The sequence below is a fragment of the Achromobacter sp. 2789STDY5608621 genome (assembly GCF_001299375.1).
Lineage (GTDB): Bacteria > Pseudomonadota > Gammaproteobacteria > Burkholderiales > Burkholderiaceae_B > Achromobacter > Achromobacter insuavis.
The window spans coordinates 37,076-52,639 of record NZ_CYTU01000037.1 but is presented as its reverse complement, the minus strand read 5'-3'; the positions used below and the strand labels follow the sequence as shown (position 1 = coordinate 52,639).

The window sequence follows — 15,564 nt, the reverse complement described above, 5'->3', positions numbered from 1 at the left end:
GCAGGCGCCAACGACCGCGCGCCAGCCTGGCTTTTTTTGATTGAGCAGTCCTTCCGCATGTGGAGCAGGTCATGAGCAAAATGAAAATCCAGGGGTCCTTCGTCGCCATCGTCACGCCGTTCAATCGTGACGGCAGCGTCGATTTCAGCGCCTTCCGCAGTCTGTTGAAGTTCCAGGAAGACAACGGCACCGCCGCGGTGCTGATCATGGGATCCACGGGTGAGGTCTCGCTGCTGTCGCCCGAAGAGCGCCGCCAGGTGATCGTCGAGACGGCCAAGATGAAGACCGGCAAGATGAAGCTGTTCTACGGCTGCACCGGCAACAACACCGACAGCACCATCGACTACCTGAAGTTCGCGCGCGCCAACGGCGCCGACGGCGCGATCCTGGCCGCGCCCGCCTACATCTGCGCGTCCGAGGCCGACACCGAAGCCTATTTCCTCGAAGTGGCCGACGCCACCGACCTGCCCCTGGGCATCTACAACAACCCGCCGCGGGTCAAGAGCGACCTGCACTGGGACCAGCTGCTGCGCATCTTCAAGCACCCCAACTACGTGGTGCACAAGGAATCGACCACCCGCGTCGGCCAGGTGGCGCAGGTGCTGCGTGGCCGTCCCGATGTGTCGGTGATGTGCTGCGACTCGCCCAACCTCGGCCTGGTGGTGCCCACCATGAGCCTGGGCGGCCACGGCACCGCCAACATGACCGGCAACATCGCGCCCGCAGAGATGGCCGACATCTCGCGTCCGTGGGACACGCCGGACGTGTCGGTCAGCTTCCGCGAAGGCTACCTGGGCCTGCTGCCGATGCTGCATTACTCGTACTCGGCCATCAACCCGGTCGCCATCAAGTCGCTGATGAAGGCGGTGGGCCTGCCGGTCGGCGATCTGCGCCGGCCGCTGCGCGGCCTGGAGGGCGATGCCCTGGCCAAGGGCCTGCGCATCGTGCGCGAGCTGGGGCTGGACGCCAAGTACGGCTTCAGCTCCGCGCAGCTCAAGGCGGCCTGATTCCCCTGTTCCGGCGGCAATAGCCGCCGGATGCATGTTGACGATCCACGACATGGCGGCCGCGAGCGTCGCGGCCGGTGGCGTGGTCGGCCCCTGCGCGTCCGGAATGGACGCGCCATCGCCAAGAGAGATTCATCATGTTCCGTTCGCCGTCCCGTCCCGCGCCGTTCACCCGGCTGTTCTCCGCCGCGCTGGCGGCCATGGGCATTACCTGCGGCGCCGCCGCGCTGGCCGCCGACGCGGCCTATCCGCAGCGTCCGATCACGCTGGTGGTGCCGCACCCGCCGGGCGGCTCGGTCGACGGCGTGGCGCGCCTGTATGCCGAACAGCTGGGCAAGGAGCTGGGCCAGTCGATCGTGGTGGAAAATCGCGCCGGCGCGTCGGGCATGATCGGCGCTGCCTACGTCGCGCGGGCCGCGCCGGACGGCTACACGCTGTACCTGAACGCGTCGATCCACGCCATCAATCCGCTGCTGTACAAGAAGACCATCAAGTTCGACTCGGTCAAGGACTTCACGCCGATCAGCGAGCTGGCGCAGGGCGCGCTGATCTTCAGCGTCTATCCCAAGGTGCCGGCCGACAATGTGGGCGACCTGGTCAAGCTGCTCAAGGCCGAGCCGCAGAAGTACTCCTTCGCCACTTCGGGCTTCGGCTCGGCCGGGCATCTGGCCGCGGCCTCGTTCCTGCATGACAACGGCCTGGACCAGATCCCCATCGTGCTCTATCGCGGCGGCGGCCCGGCGCTGTCCGACCTGGTCGGCGGCCAGGTGCAGGGCCTGATCGACCCGATGCTGTCGTCGCTGCCGATGGTGCGCGCCGGCAAGCTCAAGGCGCTGGCCGTGACCGGCGCCGCGCGCAGTCCGCTGCTGCCCGACCTGGCGACCATGAAGGAGCAGGGCCAGAAGAACTTCGAGTTCTATTCCTGGTATGGCGTGTGGGGCCCGGCCAAGCTGCCCGAGCCGGTGCTGCGCAAGCTGGAAGCGGCCTCGGCCAAGGTGATGGCCAATCCCAAGATTGTCGAGCAGCTCAATGGCCTGGGCTTCGAACCGTCGGTCAAGAATTCGGCGGCCTTCGCCAAGTTCATCGACGCCGAGATGAAGCGCTACCAGGTCATCATCGACCAGGCCAACATCCGCATCACGGAATAGCGCGACAGGGCGTTTGTTTTATCCGGGTATTATTGACTGACAATATTTACCCGGATAAAATAATCCACATTGACGCGTCGGAATCCCGGCGCGCGTTCCTTGTGGACGAGCCCTGGACATGACAGACCGACAGACCCTCAAACGGCAGTACCTCGAGACCAAGACCCTGGCCGGCGTCTACGCGATCCGCAACCGGATCAGCGGCCGCGCGCTGGTGGCCGGCAGCGCCAATGCCGACGGCGCGCTCAACCGGCACCGCTTCGAATTGCGCCAGGGCACGCATCGCAACGCGCTGCTGCGCCGCGATTGGCGCGAGCATGGCGAGGCCAGCTTCACCTTCGACGTGCTGGACCGGGTCAAGCCGCGCGCCGACCCGGCCTTCGACGCCGCGCGCGAGCTGGAGGACCTGGTGGCGTTGTGGCGCCAGGACATCCCCTGCCAGGGCGAGGCGGGTTACGAACCGGCGGGAGCCACGCCATGACGCCGGACGCCATCGAAGCCTGCCTGGCGTGGCATGGCGGCTATGTCGGCCTGCGGTTCCAGCTCGATGACGTGCTGGCCACGCATCACGGCATCGACCTGGACGACTTCGCGCTGCTGCATCGGCTGGCCGATGCGCGCGGCGAACCGGTGTCGCTGGCGACGCTGGCCGCCGCCCTGGGCGCGTCGCGTTCGGCGCTGCTGCGGCGCCTGCGGCCGCTGGAGAAAACCGGGCTGGTGGGCGGCGCTGGCGCCGCCGCCGGCTATCGCGTCGCGTTACGGCCCGCCGGCTTGCGCCTGTTGCGGGTGGCGGGCGAGAACGTCGCCGATCGCTGGACCCGCGCGGCCGCGCAGTCCGCGCCGCTCACGGCGCCGACGGGGCTGCCAGGGGCCGGCGCGGCTTGAGCGTCGCGGCCAGCGCCACCAGCAGCAACAGGCCGGCGGCCACCACATAAGGCATCCACGGACGCACGCCGTACAGCAGCGTGCACACCAGCGGCGCCACCACCATCGCCATGCCCTGCACCGCGATCACCGAGCCGGCGGCGATGCCTTGCTCGTCGGCGCTGACGGCGTTGGCGGCCAGGGTCTGGATCGACGGGAACACCAGCCCCATGCCCGCGGCCATGATGGCGTAGCACGCCACCAGGCCGGCGGCGCCGCCCAGCACCGGCACCAGCAGGAAGCCGATGCCGGACAAGAGCGCGCCGCCCGCCAGGCAGCGCGTCGCGTTCATGCGGCGGGCCTTGGCCAGCCCCACCTGCACCAGGATCAGCATGACGCCGACGGTGGTCATGGCCCACGCCGCCGTCCGCGCCGCGGGGCCGGGCGCCTGGCGCAGCGCGTCCATGGCGTAGAAGCCGACGATCATCTGCGCCGTGATGACGGCGCCCATGGCCAGCAGCATGGCGACCAGCGGCAGGCGCAGCCGCGGGTCGCTCAGCTTCAGCGGCGGCGTGGCGCGCGGCTCGTGCGCGGCGTCGGACGGCAGCTTCGCGGCCAGCCACAGCGTGCCCAGCAGCGGCAGCGCGGCGGCGAGGTAGAGCGGCAGGGTCAGGCTGTCCTTGACCAGCAGGCCGCCGATGGCGGGCCCCAGCACCATGCCCAGGCCGTTGGCCGCGCCCAGTTTGGCCATCATCGCGCCGCGCTGTGCCGGCGCGGTGACGTCGGCGATGCGGGCGGCGCTGACGGTGGGCATGGCGGCGTAGAAGGCGCCGATCAGCGCGCGCAGCGCCATCAGCGCCAGCAGCGCCAGCCACACCGGCGGCGGCTCGCGCAGCATCAGGTCCAGGCCCACGGCCAGCAACAGATAGCTGACGATATAGCCGGCGGCGGCGCGCAGCAGCACGCGGCGGCGGCCGATGCGGTCGCTGCGGCGGCCCCAGTAGCGCGCCATCAGCATCCACAGCACGCCGGCCACGGTGACCACCAGGCCGCCATGCCATTCGGCCAGGCGCAGGCCGCGCACGACCGGGCCGATCACCGGCATGAAAGCCATGATTGCCGTCAGGCACAGGGTGTTGAAGACGAACAGCGCGGTGGTTTCGCTGCGCGCGCGGAGCGGGTCTGAAGAGGCGAGCATGTAGGGCTTGATGCGGATGAAAATTGTTATCATCCAGGCCTGGCGGCGGTCGCGCTAGCGAATCCGCGCCGGAAATTGCGGAATAGGAACAAAATGGCCTCTCAGCCCCGCCTTGCCCCGGACCGCGGCGCGCCGCTCACCGCGCAGGACCTGCTGCGCCTGCTGCCGCCGGACTGGCTCGAGATCCGCACCCAGCACGAGCTGCCGGGCGGCATCTCGATCGGCTGCCTCGACGGCCGGCCCGAGTCCGACTGGGCGGCCAGCGGCGCGGCCGAGTCCTGCGTCGGCGTGGCGATCGTGCTCGAAGGGCAGTTCGGCCTGGGCTTCGACGGCGGCGCGGCCCTGAGCATCCAGCCGGGCAGCGTCATCGTGCACGGCACCGCCGAACCGGTGCCTGGCTGGGACGATTTCAAGGGCCGGCGCAACATCCGCGCGGTCGACATCCGGTTTTCCAGCGAGGCCGTGCGCGCCTTGTGGCGGCGCACCCTGCAGCAGGTGCCGTCCAGCGCCTTCGCGGCCGATGGCAGCGTGCCGGCGCGCGATGCGCAGCTGGCGCTGCTGCCGCTGTGGCCGGGCCTGGCGCGCGTGGCCAGCGAGATCCTGGCCTGGAACCAGGATCGCGGCGAGATCGCCGCGCTGTATCTGCAGGGCAAGGCCCAGGAGGCCCTGGCGCTGACGCTGTCGCACCTGGCCGGCCGCGGCGCCGCCGACCTGCCGCCGCCGGCCGACCGCAGGCGGCTGGCCGAAGCGCACCGCCGCATCCAGCGCGACTACGCCGATTGCGGCGGCGTGCGGCAACTGGCGCAGGCCGTGGGCCTGAGCGAAAAGCGGCTGCAGGCCGGCTTCATGTCGCTCTACGGGCAATCGGTGCATGGCTGCCTGCTGCAGACCCGGATGGACGCCGCCGCGCGCCTGTTGCGGCGCGGCTGCTCGGTCACCGAGACCGCCTACCGCATCGGCTTTTCCAGCCTCAGCCATTTCATCAAGGCCTTCAAGGCGCATCGCGGCGCCACGCCCACGGCCTGGCTGCGCGGCGCCGCGCAGTAGCCGCGCGTCTGGGGGGTAGCGGCAATACCGGTATCGCGGCTGGCCTTGCTGCGGGGGACGAGGCTGGCAACAATCCCGGTTCCACGACTCCACGCCCGACAGCGCCAAGGCCTTCCCCCATGACTTCGTCCACTTCCCCGGAACGCGCCGACAGCGCCGCGCCGGCCGAGAACATCCATTGGCGCCGCAACCTGGCCGTCTGTTTCGCCGGCTCGTTCAGCACCATCGTGGCGATGACGCTGCTGCTGCCGTTCCTGCCGCTGTACGTGGAAGAGCTGGGCGTGCAGGGCCATGCGGCCATCGTGCAGTGGTCGGGCGTGGCCTACGGCGCCACCTTCTTCGCCGCGGCGCTGGTCGCGCCGCTGTGGGGCCGGCTGGGCGACCGCTATGGCCGCAAGCTGATGCTGGTGCGCGCCTCGTTCGGCATGGCGATCTGTATGTCGCTGACCGGCATGGTGCAGAGCGTGTGGCAGCTGGTGCTGCTGCGGCTGCTGGTGGGCCTGGCCGGCGGCTACGCGTCGGGCTCGACCATCCTGGTGGCGATGCAGGCGCCCAAGGCGCGTTCCGGCTGGGCGCTGGGCGTGCTGTCGGCCGGCATCATGGCGGGCAACCTGGTGGGCCCGCTGATCGGCGGCGCGCTGCCGCCGCTGATCGGCATCCGCGCCACCTTCCTGCTGGCGGGCGGCGTGATCTTCCTGGCGTTCCTGGCCACCGTGTTCCTCATCAAGGAAATGCCGCGCCCGCCCAAGTCGGCCAGGCAGGACGGCAAGCGCCGCGGCGGCTGGGCGCAGATCCCCGACAAGCGGCCGGTGGCCGCGATGCTGGCGACCGGCATGCTGCTGATGTTCGCCACCATGTCGATCGAGCCGATCATCACGGTCTACGTGGGCCAGCTGGTGGAGGATCCGGCGCGCGTCACGCTGGTGTCGGGCGTGGTCATGTCGGCGGCGGCGCTGGGCGCGATCCTGTCTGCCTCGCGGCTGGGCCGGCTGGCCGACCGTGTCGGCCACTGGACCGTGATCGTCGGCGCGCTGGCCGTGGCCGCGCTGTTGCTGATCCCGCAGGCCTTCGTCACCGCCGGCTGGCAACTGGTGGCGCTGCGTTTCCTGATGGGCCTGGCGCTGGGCGGGCTGTTGCCGTGCGTCACCAGCGTCATCCGCCACAACGTGCCCGATGGCGTCGGCGGCAATGTGCTGGGCATGTCGATCTCGGCGCAGTACGTCGGCCAGGTGGCCGGCCCCTTGCTGGGCGGCTTCATCGGCGGCCATTTCGGCATGCCGGCGGTGTTCCTGGGAACCGCGGTGCTGCTGGCGCTGGGCGCCGCCGCCAACGGCGTGCTGCGGGCGCGCCACCAGCGCAGGCTGGCCGAGGCGTAGCGGGCGCGCCGCGTCGGCCGGGTGACGACGCGCGCCGCGGGGGGGCGCGTCAGAAGCCGGCCGAGCGCGCATCCATGACGTGGTCGATCAGGCCCCAGTCCACCGCCTCTTCGGCGCTCATGTAGCGGTCGCGATCGAGGCTGCGCTCGACGTCTTCGTAGCTGCGTCCGCAGTGCTCGGCATAGAGGCGGATGATGCGCTGCTTGGTGCGCTGCATTTCCTCGGCGTGGATCAGCATGTCCGAGGCCTGCCCCTGGAAGCCGCCCAGCGGCTGGTGCACGTGCAGGCTGGCGTTGGCCAGCGCGGCGCGATGGCCGGGCTCGCCGGCCATCAGCAGGAACGATCCCATCGAGCGCGCGGTGCCCATGCACAGGGTGTGCACCGGCGACTTGATGAACTGCATGGTGTCGTACATGGCCAGCCCGCTGGTGATGACGCCGCCGGGCGAATTGATGTACAGGTGGATCGGCTTGCCGGGATTCTCGGCTTCCAGGAACAGCAGCTGCGCGCACACCAGGGCCGACACGGCGTCATTGACCTCGCCGCTCAGGAAGATGATGCGTTCGCGCAGCAGGCGCGAATAGATATCGAACGAACGTTCCCCGCGGCCGGACTGTTCCACCACCATCGGGACGAGCTGCATCGTTTCGCTCATGCGCGAACTCCTGTCTTGCATCAAAGGGAAAGGCGGCGTCAGGCGGCGAGCTTGAAGGCCGGCCAGGCATCGTTCGCGGCTTGCGGCGCGGGCCGCGCCAGCCGCGCGTCGTCGGGGGCGTGGATGATGGTCAGGCGGGTGCCGCCGTCGGCGGTGGGATTGAGCTGGAACGTGACCACGCTTTCCAGGCAGGGCGGCAGCGTGTCGCGCATGCGGTAGCGGACTTCGACGCCGGGCGTCGCGGCCAGCGGCTCGGGATCGGCCAGCGCGCCGTCCGGCAGCCACTGCTCGCGCAGGGCGGGGATGCTGAGGGCGCGCCAGACCTTCTCGGGCGGCGCATCCAGTTCGTAGTCGAGCACCAGGGGCGTGTCCCGCGAGGCGGCGTCCGTGTGGGTCATTGGTCCATGTCCTTGAGCAGCGTCTTCAGGGCGTCGACCCGCGCCGGCCACCAGGCGCGGTACTTCGACAGCCAGCCGGCGAGCAGCGCCAGGCCGTCCGGGTCGACTTCGTAATTGACGAAACGACCCTGGCGTTCCTCGCGCACCAGCCGCGCCTGGCGCAGCACCGCCAGGTGCTGCGAGACCGCGGGCTGGCTGATGTCCAGGCCCTCGCGCAGCGCGCTGGCGTTCATGGCGCCCGCCGCCAGCTTGTCGAACAGCGCGCGGCGGGTCGGGTCGGCCAGGGCCTTGAAGATGTCGTTTTCGATCATGGCAACACATTAGCAGTTGCTTATGTGTTGTGCAAGCCCGGCCCGGATCAGGGGCCGGGCCGCCGCCCTGCGCGGGCGGGGGACTCAGTGGATGACGCGGGCCGCCTTGCGGGCGCGCTTGATCTCGTACATGCGGGCATCGGCCAGGCGCACCGCTTCCTCGGCCGCCAGGCCGCGCGGATCGAGCGCCACCACGCCGACGCTGGCGCCCTCGTAGGGCAGGGCGATGTCGCCGAGCGGGTAGCGGCCGACGGTGGCGGCGGCGGCGCGGTCTTCGAGCGAGCGCGCCGCTTCCTCGGCATCGCCGCGTTCGGCCTCGTGGCCTGGCGCCGCGTCGCCGCGCGCCAGCGCGGGGCCGGGGCCGATCAGCACGAATTCATCGCCGCCCCGCCGCCCGACCATGTCGGAGGCGCGCAGCGCCATCGCCAGGCGCCGCGAGACTTCCTGCAGGAAGGCGTCGCCCAGCTGGTGGCCGTAGGTGTCGTTGATGCCCTTGAAGCCGTCCAGGTCGACCACGCCCACCAGCACGCTGCCGCCTTCGCGCAGCGCGCGGCCGCGCAGGCGGTCCAGTTCCTCGTACAGCGCGCGGCGGTTGGGCAGGCCGGTCAGCGGATCGGTCAGCGCGTAGGCCATCAGCTTGGTGTTGGCGGTGCGCAGTTCGGCCACCAGCTGTTCGCGTTCCAGGAAGCTGGCGATCACGCTGGAGAACAGGCGCATGATGGCCTCGGCCTGCGGCGCGATGTCCTGGCGGCGGGCGCTGGCGCCGCACAGCGTGCCCAGCAGCAGGCCGTCGTCGGTGCGGATCGGGGTGCTGACGTAGGTCTGGATGCCGAGCTGGCGCGCCGCGTCGGAATCGGGCCAGCAGGCGCCGACGTCGCTGGTGGACATGCGGCCTTCTTCCAGCGCGCGCTTGCACAGCGTGTCCGACCACGGCACCGACAGGCCTTCCGGAATCTGCAGCGCGCCGACGTTGCGCGCGTAGCGCACGTGCTGCTGGTCCTCGTCCGGATCGATCGAGGTGAGATAGGTGGATTCCAGGCCGGTGACGGCTCCGAGCATATCCAGAAGAGGGCGCGTCAACTGTTCGACCGATTTGGCCGCCTGCAGTGACGCCGACAGTTCGGCGAGTATCGGGTCCAACGAAAGCTCCCAAAAAAACACTGACGCATCGATGCCGGCCCCGGGTCCTCGGCCCAGGGAGCGGCCTTGTCGACATTATGCCTGCCCTGCCTTCCTAAAGTCCTATGTTGCATTGCCGTAAGCCAGGATGGCGCGGACGCTTGCGTCGTCGCGTACCTGGATACCCGTGCCCCCCGGCATGGGCAGTTGCAGTAAGAAGACAAGCATGAAAATCACCTCGTTGCGCAACAGGATCCTGTTGATCACCTGCTTCACCGTCATCGGCGCGCTAGTGCTCTCGGGCATTGCGATTTATCACATCGTGCGCGACAACATGATGGCAACCATCTCCGCGGACCTGGACGCCATCGCCGCCGGCAACGCCAGCGCCATCGAACGCTGGTCGGCCGACAAGGCCCTGGCGGTATCGGCCACCGCCGCGGTGGTGGAGAAGGGCGATCCGCGCGGCCTGACCAAGCTCATGGGCGAGACCAACGGCTTTCCCATCACCAGCATCGGCTGGTCCGACAAGAGCTACTTCTCGACCGCCCAGACGCCGGCCGACTACGATCCCACCGCGCGTCCCTGGTACAAGAGCGCGGTGTCCGCCGGCAAGCTGACCGTGACCAAGCCGTATGGCGATTCCGGCACCGGCAAGCCCTACGTGGCCTTCACCGCGCCGATCGTGCGCGCCGGCCAGACCACCGGCGCCGTCAGCGGCGCGGTGGCGCTGGACGGCATCAAGGACGTCATCAAGGCGATCCGGCCCACGCCTTCCAGCACCGCGTTCGTGCTGGCCACCGACGGCCAGGTGATCTCGCACGTCGACGACAAGCTGGCGCTCAAGCCGTCCACCGACGTGGCCGCCGGCTTGACGCCGGCGGTGCTGGCCGGCATGGCGCACGACGGCGCCGCGCCGCTGGTGCTGAGCCTGGGCGGCGCGCCCAAGCTGCTCAAGGCGCGTCCGATCGCCGGCACCGACTGGTTCCTGGTGATCGCGCTGGACGAGGCCGAGGCCACCGCCGGCCTGTCGCAGGTGTTCAACGCCACGCTGATCTCGATGGTGGTGCTGACGCTGGTGGCCGTGCTGCTGGCCAGCGTGGTGACCTCGCGCGCCTTCAAGCGCCTGTCGGCGGTGCGCGACGCCATGGACACCATCGGTTCGGGCGACGGCGACATGACGCACCGGCTGGCGGTGGTGGGGCATGACGAAGTGGCGCAGATCTCGTCGTCGTTCAACGCCTTCGTCGACAAGATCAGCCACGTCATGCTGGACGTGCGCAACGGCGTGCACTCGATGACCTCGGCCACGCGCGAGATCGAGATGGGCAACCGCGACCTGTCGCAACGCACCGAAGTGTCGGCCGGCTCGCTGCAGGAGACCTCGTCGGCGCTGACCGAGCTGACCTCCAGCGTGCGCCAGACCGAGGAGGCCGCCGAGCACGCCACGCGCCTGGCGACCGAAGCCAGCCAGGCGGCCGAGCGCGGCGGCCAGGTGGTGACCGACGCGGTCAGCACCATGGGCGCGATCGCGCAGTCGTCCGAGCGCATCACCGAGATCATCAGCGTCATCGACGGCATCGCCTTCCAGACCAACATCCTGGCGCTGAACGCGGCGGTCGAGGCCGCGCGGGCCGGCGAACAGGGCCGCGGCTTCGCCGTGGTGGCGGGCGAGGTGCGCACGCTGGCGCAGCGCAGCGCGGCCTCGGCGCAGGAGATCCGCACGCTGATCCAGGCATCGGTGCAGAACGTGCGCAGCGGCACCGAGCGGGTCCAGGCGGCCGGCTCGACCATGCACGAGATCGTTGAAGGCGTGTCGCGTGTTCAGCGTCTTGTCAGCGAGATCCATGGCGCCATGGCCGAACAGAGCGTGGGCATCAGCCAGATCGACCGCAGCGTGTCGGAGATGGACCAGGCCACGCAACAGAACGCGGCGCTGGTGGAACAGTCGGCGGCGGCCTCGGCGATGCTGAGCGACCAGGCCGGCGCGCTGGCCGGCACCGTGGCCCTGTTCAAGCTGCGCGGCGATGCGCACGGCGCCGCGCCCCGCATGGCGGCGCTGCCGGCCTGATCCGGCGCGGTTGGCGCGGCGGCGCGTGAGGCGCATGACGCGCCGCGCGCCGACGCGCATGGCGGTCCGTCATCCCGTGTGGTGACGGCCGCGCCAGCGTCGCGCAATGCGACGCGGGTGATGCATGGATGTCGCCGGAGATGGCGCTTGTCGTGGCGCGATGCGGTTGCATCGCGCCGATCTTTCCCGGTCCCGCTCGCGGACGTTTTTCCTGTCTTTCCACCGACCCGATCCGTCTTGCCGGAACGGCCCGCGCACGCGGCTTTCGTCTCGCTGAATGGGGGGTGAGGCCGCGGGCCGTTGTCATTTTGACATCAATTCAGGAAGCAGTCAGCTTCATGTCGCCAGACCTACGGGAAAGCGATAAGTCATTCGCGCGTTTCGGCGCAAAAAGCGAAAGCTGATTGGAAGTGTCGCTCTCTACTATCTGCCGACCTCGTCCGCAGCACCGAAATTTTCAGCGGGAAGACAGGCGGGGAAACCAGACCGGTTTGAGAAACCGGGTGGCAATAACAAGCGAAAAAAACGCAATGCCTGGGAGGGCGCGTCTTATGTATTTGGGCAATAGAAACTTTGTCGCGGGGCTCTTCATGATCGCCTTCGCCCTGCTGTTCGGGCTGGCGGCGTTGAAGTACCAACTGGGGTCGTTCAGCCGCTCGGGGCCGGGCCTGTTCCCGCTGATGGTCAGCTCGCTGCTGGGCGTGATCGGGGTGATCTCGGTGGTGCGTTCGCGCTTCGTGCCGCCGGTGCCGCTGAGCTACAGCATCAAGAACATCGCCATCATCATGCTGAGCCTGTGCGGCTTCGCGGTGGTGTCGGGCTTCATCAACATGATCGTGGGCATCGTCTTCCTGGTGTTCTGCTCGACGCTGGCGGGCACCTCGTACTCGGTGGTGCGCAATATCAAGATCTCGCTGGGCCTGATCGCGGTGGCATTCGCCTTCCGCAACCTGCTCGGCCTGAACCTGCCGCTGTACTGAGGGAGAGCCATCATGATGGAGATGTTGAACAATCTCGCGTTCGGTTTCGAGCACGCGCTGACCCTGCAGAACCTGATGTACTGCGCGATCGGCTGCGTGGTCGGCACGCTGGTCGGCCTGCTGCCGGGCCTGGGCCCGCTGTCGACCATCAGCCTGCTGTTGCCGCTGACGTATTCCATTCCCACCGGCGGTGCGCTGATCATGCTCGCCGGCATCTACTACGGCGCGCAGTACGGCGATAGCGTCAGCGCGATCACGATGAAGATCCCGCATGCGAGCAGTATCGTCGCCTGCATCGACGGGTATCAGATGAACCTGAAGGGCAAGACCGGCCTGGCCTTGTTCACCGCGGGCGTGTCGAGCTTCATCGGCGGCACCGTGGCGATCGTGGTGCTGTCGACGATGGCGCCGGCGCTGGGCGAAGTCGGCCTGCTGTTCGGCCCGGCCGACTACTGCGCGCTGATGCTGCTGGGCTTCTTCTGCGTCAGCTTCGTCAGCAGCGGCAGCCTGCTCAATGGCCTGGCGATGGCCATGATCGGCATCCTGCTGGGCGTGATCGGCACCGACGTCAACAGCGGCGTGGCGCGCTACACGATGGACCTGGCCTTCCTGCAGGACGGCGTGGGCCTCATCAGCATCGCGCTGGGCTGCTTCGGCATCGCCGAGATCGTCAAGAACCTGGACAACCGCAACACGCTGACGCCGTTCAACGGCAAGATCAAGCTGATCCCGACGTGGCCCGAGTTCAAGCGCATCATCCCCAGCGCGCTGCGCGGCAGCGTGGTGGGTTCGGTGCTGGGCATCCTGCCGGGCGGCGGCCCGACGATCGCGCAGTTCGCCGCCTATGCGGCCGACAAGCGCTTCAGCAAGTACCGCCACGAGATCGGCAACGGCGCCATCGAAGGCGTGGCGGGCCAGGCGGCGGCCGACGAGGCGGCCGCGCGCACCAGCTTCATCCCGCTGATGGCCATCGGCATCCCCGAAAACGCCGTCATGGCGCTGATGCTGGCCGCGTTCATCGTCAAGGGCATCCAGCCCGGTCCCAACATGATCGGCACCCACCCCGACCTGTTCTGGGGCCTGGTGGCCAGCATGTGGGTGGGCAACTGCTTCCTGCTGATCCTGAACGTGCCGCTGGTGCGCTACTGGCTGTCGGTGTTCAAGATCCCGTACACGGTGCTGTTCCCGGCGATCCTGTTCTTCTGCTGCATCGGCACGTTCAGCATCAACAACAACCTGGACGACATCTACATCACGGCGATCTTCGGCCTGATCGGCTACCTGTTCCTGCGCCTGGGCATGGAAGCGGCGCCGCTGATGCTGGGCTTCATCCTCGGCCCGATGCTGGAAGAGAACTTCCGCCGCGCCATGCTGCTCAGCCGCGGCGAGTTCGGCGTGTTCCTGACGCGGCCGATCAGCGGCACGCTGCTGGCGCTGATCGGCGCGGCCGTCGTGTGGCAGCTGGTGTCGTTCCTGCGCAAGGCGCGCAAAGCGCCGGCGCTGGAGCAGCAACCCGCCGAGCCGTGATCGCGCGTTGAACGCCTGGCCCTGTCGACGCCGCCCGCGGCGCCGACAGGGCCGGGTCGGATGCCCGGCGCGAGCGTCATGCGCGCGCTAGGGCAGATTGGCCTGCCACTCCTGCAATTGCTGGGTCCGCTGTTGCGTCCTGCGCAGAAGGCATGCCATCTGGTCCGCATTGCGCCCGGTCCCGGCCTGATTGATCAGGTACCACGCGGCGCACTCGCTGTCGCGAAAGCGCACCCACCGCCGCTGGGCCTCGACGAACCGGGTCTTCAGCGGGGGATAGTCAAGCACCTCGTTCCGGGGTTGCGACAGGGTTTTCAGAAGCCGTTGATACACGCCGTTGAGGTCGCTGTCGGCCTGCTCGTAGGCGGCCTGCGCCCGCATGTCCGTGCATATCGGCGAGTAGTCGTCCGCCTGGCAGTCCTGCGCATGCGCCAGGGGCGATGCGCTCAGGACAAGAGCAGCAATGAGGCGACGGCCGGACGTTGAACGCATGCGCATGGTGGCTGAGGGATGTCGGGTCGAGAGTCGGGAGGCGGCTTCAAGCCGCTGATTATCGCCCACGCATCCGCGCCCTGGGCGTCAGCCGTCCCGCCCCATGATGCGCGCGGCGGCCTGCGTCGATTGGCCGACGGCCAGCGCTCCGCGTTGCCGCAGACTCTCCTCATAGCGTTGCAAGGCCTGCTCCAGCGGCAGGCCTTGTCGCGTCTGCGCCAGCAACGCCGCCAGCGATTGCGCATCGGCCAGGGCGGTGTTCGCGCCCAATCCGCCCGCCGGGCTCATTGCGTGGACGGCATCGCCCAGGAAGGTCAGGCCCGCTTGCGTCCAGCGGGGCAGGGCGGGCGCGCTGTAGACGGTCTTCAGGGCGATGCCGGCCGGATCGCTGGCGGCCGCCATGGCGGCCAGCGCGGGATGCACCGGGGCGAGCAGCCGCTCGGCGGCGCGCTGCCAGCGACGGCCGGCATCCGCATCCCGCGGGGCCGCGTCGGCGTCGGGCAGGGGCGAGTCCTCGCCCAGCACCGCGGCGCGTTCGCCGATCACGGCCCAGTACTGGTAGTTGGGGATATCACTGAGACGGCTGGCGGGGGCGATCCGCTGCGCAAGCGGCGGCAGCGCCGGCAGCCGCATGGCGTCCAGCACCAGCGCATAGCCGGGTCCGAACACCACGCCCGCGCCGGCCCGCAGATCCGCGGGCAGCGCATCGCCTGCCAGGCTGCCCAGCGGCGCCACCCCGAAGATCGTGACGGTGCCCGTGTCCCGTGGCGCGGCCTGCGGCAGATGCTGGCGCCGCAGCGCGGAATGCACGCCGTCGGCGGCCACGACCAGCGTGCCGGGCCGCGCGGGCAGGCCATCCAGGCGCAGCCCCGCCGCGTCCAGGCCGGCGCAGCCATGGCCGAAATGCACCCGCGGCCCCAGGCCCGACAGCAGGATCTCGCGCAGCGTCTGGCGGTGGGCGGAGCGGTCGGGCGGGGTGTCGGCGCCGTCCAGACGCCAGGTGGCCGAGGCGCGCTGCGGCAGCGGCCGCAGTTGCGCGTCGAACATGCCGCCGGGCTGGTCGTGGGTCGAGCAGCTGTGTTGGAACAGGGCGTACAGGTCGGGCGGCAGGCAGTGCGCCAGCGCCGCCTGGCCGGTGGCGTCGATGCGCAGGCGGTAGCCCTGCACCCGGCTGTCGGTGCGCGCGTCGCGCTCGTAGACGTCGACCTCGATGCCGGCCCGCGCCAGCCCCTGCGCCAGGCACAGTCCGCCCAGGCCGGCGCCGATGATGGAAACGTGGAGATTCTGCATAATGTCCTCGAAGCAAGCCGGCGTCGCCGGCACCCCCACAGCTTGCGCGCAAGCGCGTCCGCGCCGGTAATGCCGGCGCGC

Annotated in this window: 16 protein-coding genes; 9 read left to right on the top strand and 7 right to left on the bottom strand. The window is 69.5% G+C overall.

The genetic code is table 11. The annotated features are described in order from the left end of the window. Positions 1-71: 71 nt before the first annotated feature. The 4 genes from AOZ53_RS25430 (at position 72) to AOZ53_RS25415 (ending at position 3,040) form a co-directional block, all read left to right on the top strand. Positions 72-1,007: a 4-hydroxy-tetrahydrodipicolinate synthase family protein gene (locus tag AOZ53_RS25430; protein ID WP_054428758.1), complete on the top strand. Its 936-nt coding sequence runs from the start codon at positions 72-74 to the stop codon at positions 1,005-1,007. Between the two features lie 137 nt (positions 1,008-1,144). After that, positions 1,145-2,155 (top strand): Bug family tripartite tricarboxylate transporter substrate binding protein, encoded by a 1,011-nt coding sequence (locus AOZ53_RS25425; RefSeq protein WP_054428757.1) that lies wholly within the window; start codon positions 1,145-1,147, stop codon positions 2,153-2,155. Between the two features lie 118 nt (positions 2,156-2,273). Continuing rightward, positions 2,274-2,636, top strand: a complete 363-nt coding sequence (locus AOZ53_RS25420; RefSeq protein WP_054428756.1) for a GIY-YIG nuclease family protein — start codon at positions 2,274-2,276, stop codon at positions 2,634-2,636. Beyond that, positions 2,633-3,040: a helix-turn-helix domain-containing protein gene (locus tag AOZ53_RS25415; RefSeq protein WP_054476454.1), complete on the top strand. Its 408-nt coding sequence runs from the start codon at positions 2,633-2,635 to the stop codon at positions 3,038-3,040. The genes AOZ53_RS25420 and AOZ53_RS25415 overlap by 4 nt, the downstream gene beginning before the upstream one ends. Here the strand turns inward: AOZ53_RS25415 and AOZ53_RS25410 are convergent. Then, positions 3,000-4,217, bottom strand: coding sequence for an MFS transporter (locus AOZ53_RS25410; RefSeq protein ID WP_054489879.1), 1,218 nt, complete (start codon positions 4,215-4,217; stop codon positions 3,000-3,002). The two genes, AOZ53_RS25415 and AOZ53_RS25410, sit on opposite strands and share 41 nt — an antisense overlap. Positions 4,218-4,310: 93 nt before the next feature. On the opposite strand from AOZ53_RS25410, the gene AOZ53_RS25405 reads away from it, so the two are divergent. Together AOZ53_RS25405 and AOZ53_RS25400 are read left to right on the top strand one after the other, a co-directional pair. Then, the gene (locus tag AOZ53_RS25405; protein ID WP_054428754.1) at positions 4,311-5,264 is read left to right on the top strand and encodes a helix-turn-helix transcriptional regulator; all 954 of its coding nucleotides are present in this window, start codon (positions 4,311-4,313) and stop codon (positions 5,262-5,264) included. Between the two features lie 119 nt (positions 5,265-5,383). Next, the gene (locus AOZ53_RS25400) at positions 5,384-6,640 is read left to right on the top strand and encodes an MFS transporter (protein ID WP_054489860.1); all 1,257 of its coding nucleotides are present in this window, start codon (positions 5,384-5,386) and stop codon (positions 6,638-6,640) included. Between the two features lie 49 nt (positions 6,641-6,689). Here AOZ53_RS25400 and AOZ53_RS25395 read toward each other — a convergent pair whose 3' ends face one another. From AOZ53_RS25395 to AOZ53_RS25380, 4 genes are all read right to left on the bottom strand, one after another. Beyond that, positions 6,690-7,295 (bottom strand): ATP-dependent Clp protease proteolytic subunit, encoded by a 606-nt coding sequence (locus tag AOZ53_RS25395; RefSeq protein ID WP_054489858.1) that lies wholly within the window; start codon positions 7,293-7,295, stop codon positions 6,690-6,692. Between the two features lie 38 nt (positions 7,296-7,333). Then, positions 7,334-7,693, bottom strand: a complete 360-nt coding sequence (locus AOZ53_RS25390) for an SRPBCC family protein (protein ID WP_054489856.1) — start codon at positions 7,691-7,693, stop codon at positions 7,334-7,336. Next, positions 7,690-8,004 (bottom strand): ArsR/SmtB family transcription factor, encoded by a 315-nt coding sequence (locus AOZ53_RS25385; protein ID WP_054428750.1) that lies wholly within the window; start codon positions 8,002-8,004, stop codon positions 7,690-7,692. Before AOZ53_RS25385 ends, AOZ53_RS25390 begins: the two co-directional genes overlap by 4 nt. Before the next feature lie 84 nt (positions 8,005-8,088). Then, on the bottom strand, positions 8,089-9,144 hold the full coding sequence (locus tag AOZ53_RS25380; protein WP_197286523.1) for a sensor domain-containing diguanylate cyclase: 1,056 nt from the start codon (positions 9,142-9,144) through the stop codon (positions 8,089-8,091). Between the two features lie 205 nt (positions 9,145-9,349). Between AOZ53_RS25380 and AOZ53_RS25375 the strand changes: the two genes are divergently transcribed. The 3 genes from AOZ53_RS25375 to AOZ53_RS25365 all read left to right on the top strand — a co-directional run bounded on the left by AOZ53_RS25375 (position 9,350) and on the right by AOZ53_RS25365 (position 13,701). Beyond that, on the top strand, positions 9,350-11,194 hold the full coding sequence (locus AOZ53_RS25375; RefSeq protein ID WP_054428748.1) for a methyl-accepting chemotaxis protein: 1,845 nt from the start codon (positions 9,350-9,352) through the stop codon (positions 11,192-11,194). Positions 11,195-11,745: 551 nt separating this feature from the next. Further along, positions 11,746-12,174 carry a tripartite tricarboxylate transporter TctB family protein gene (locus AOZ53_RS25370; protein WP_054476464.1) on the top strand — a complete coding sequence of 143 codons (429 nt, stop codon included), beginning with the start codon at positions 11,746-11,748 and terminating at the stop codon, positions 12,172-12,174. A 15-nt stretch (positions 12,175-12,189) separates the two neighbouring features. Beyond that, on the top strand, positions 12,190-13,701 hold the full coding sequence (locus AOZ53_RS25365) for a tripartite tricarboxylate transporter permease (RefSeq protein WP_054429243.1): 1,512 nt from the start codon (positions 12,190-12,192) through the stop codon (positions 13,699-13,701). 87 nt (positions 13,702-13,788) lie between these two features. Here the strand turns inward: AOZ53_RS25365 and AOZ53_RS25360 are convergent, their stop codons facing one another. Both AOZ53_RS25360 and AOZ53_RS25355 read right to left on the bottom strand, forming a co-directional pair. Continuing rightward, complete coding sequence (locus tag AOZ53_RS25360; RefSeq protein WP_054489852.1) at positions 13,789-14,193, bottom strand: lysozyme inhibitor LprI family protein; 405 nt, start codon at positions 14,191-14,193, stop codon at positions 13,789-13,791. A gap of 87 nt (positions 14,194-14,280) precedes the next feature. Next, a complete protein-coding gene (locus AOZ53_RS25355) occupies positions 14,281-15,483 on the bottom strand; it encodes an FAD-dependent oxidoreductase (RefSeq protein WP_054489848.1) in 1,203 nt (400 codons plus the stop codon). Positions 15,484-15,564 lie beyond the last annotated feature (81 nt).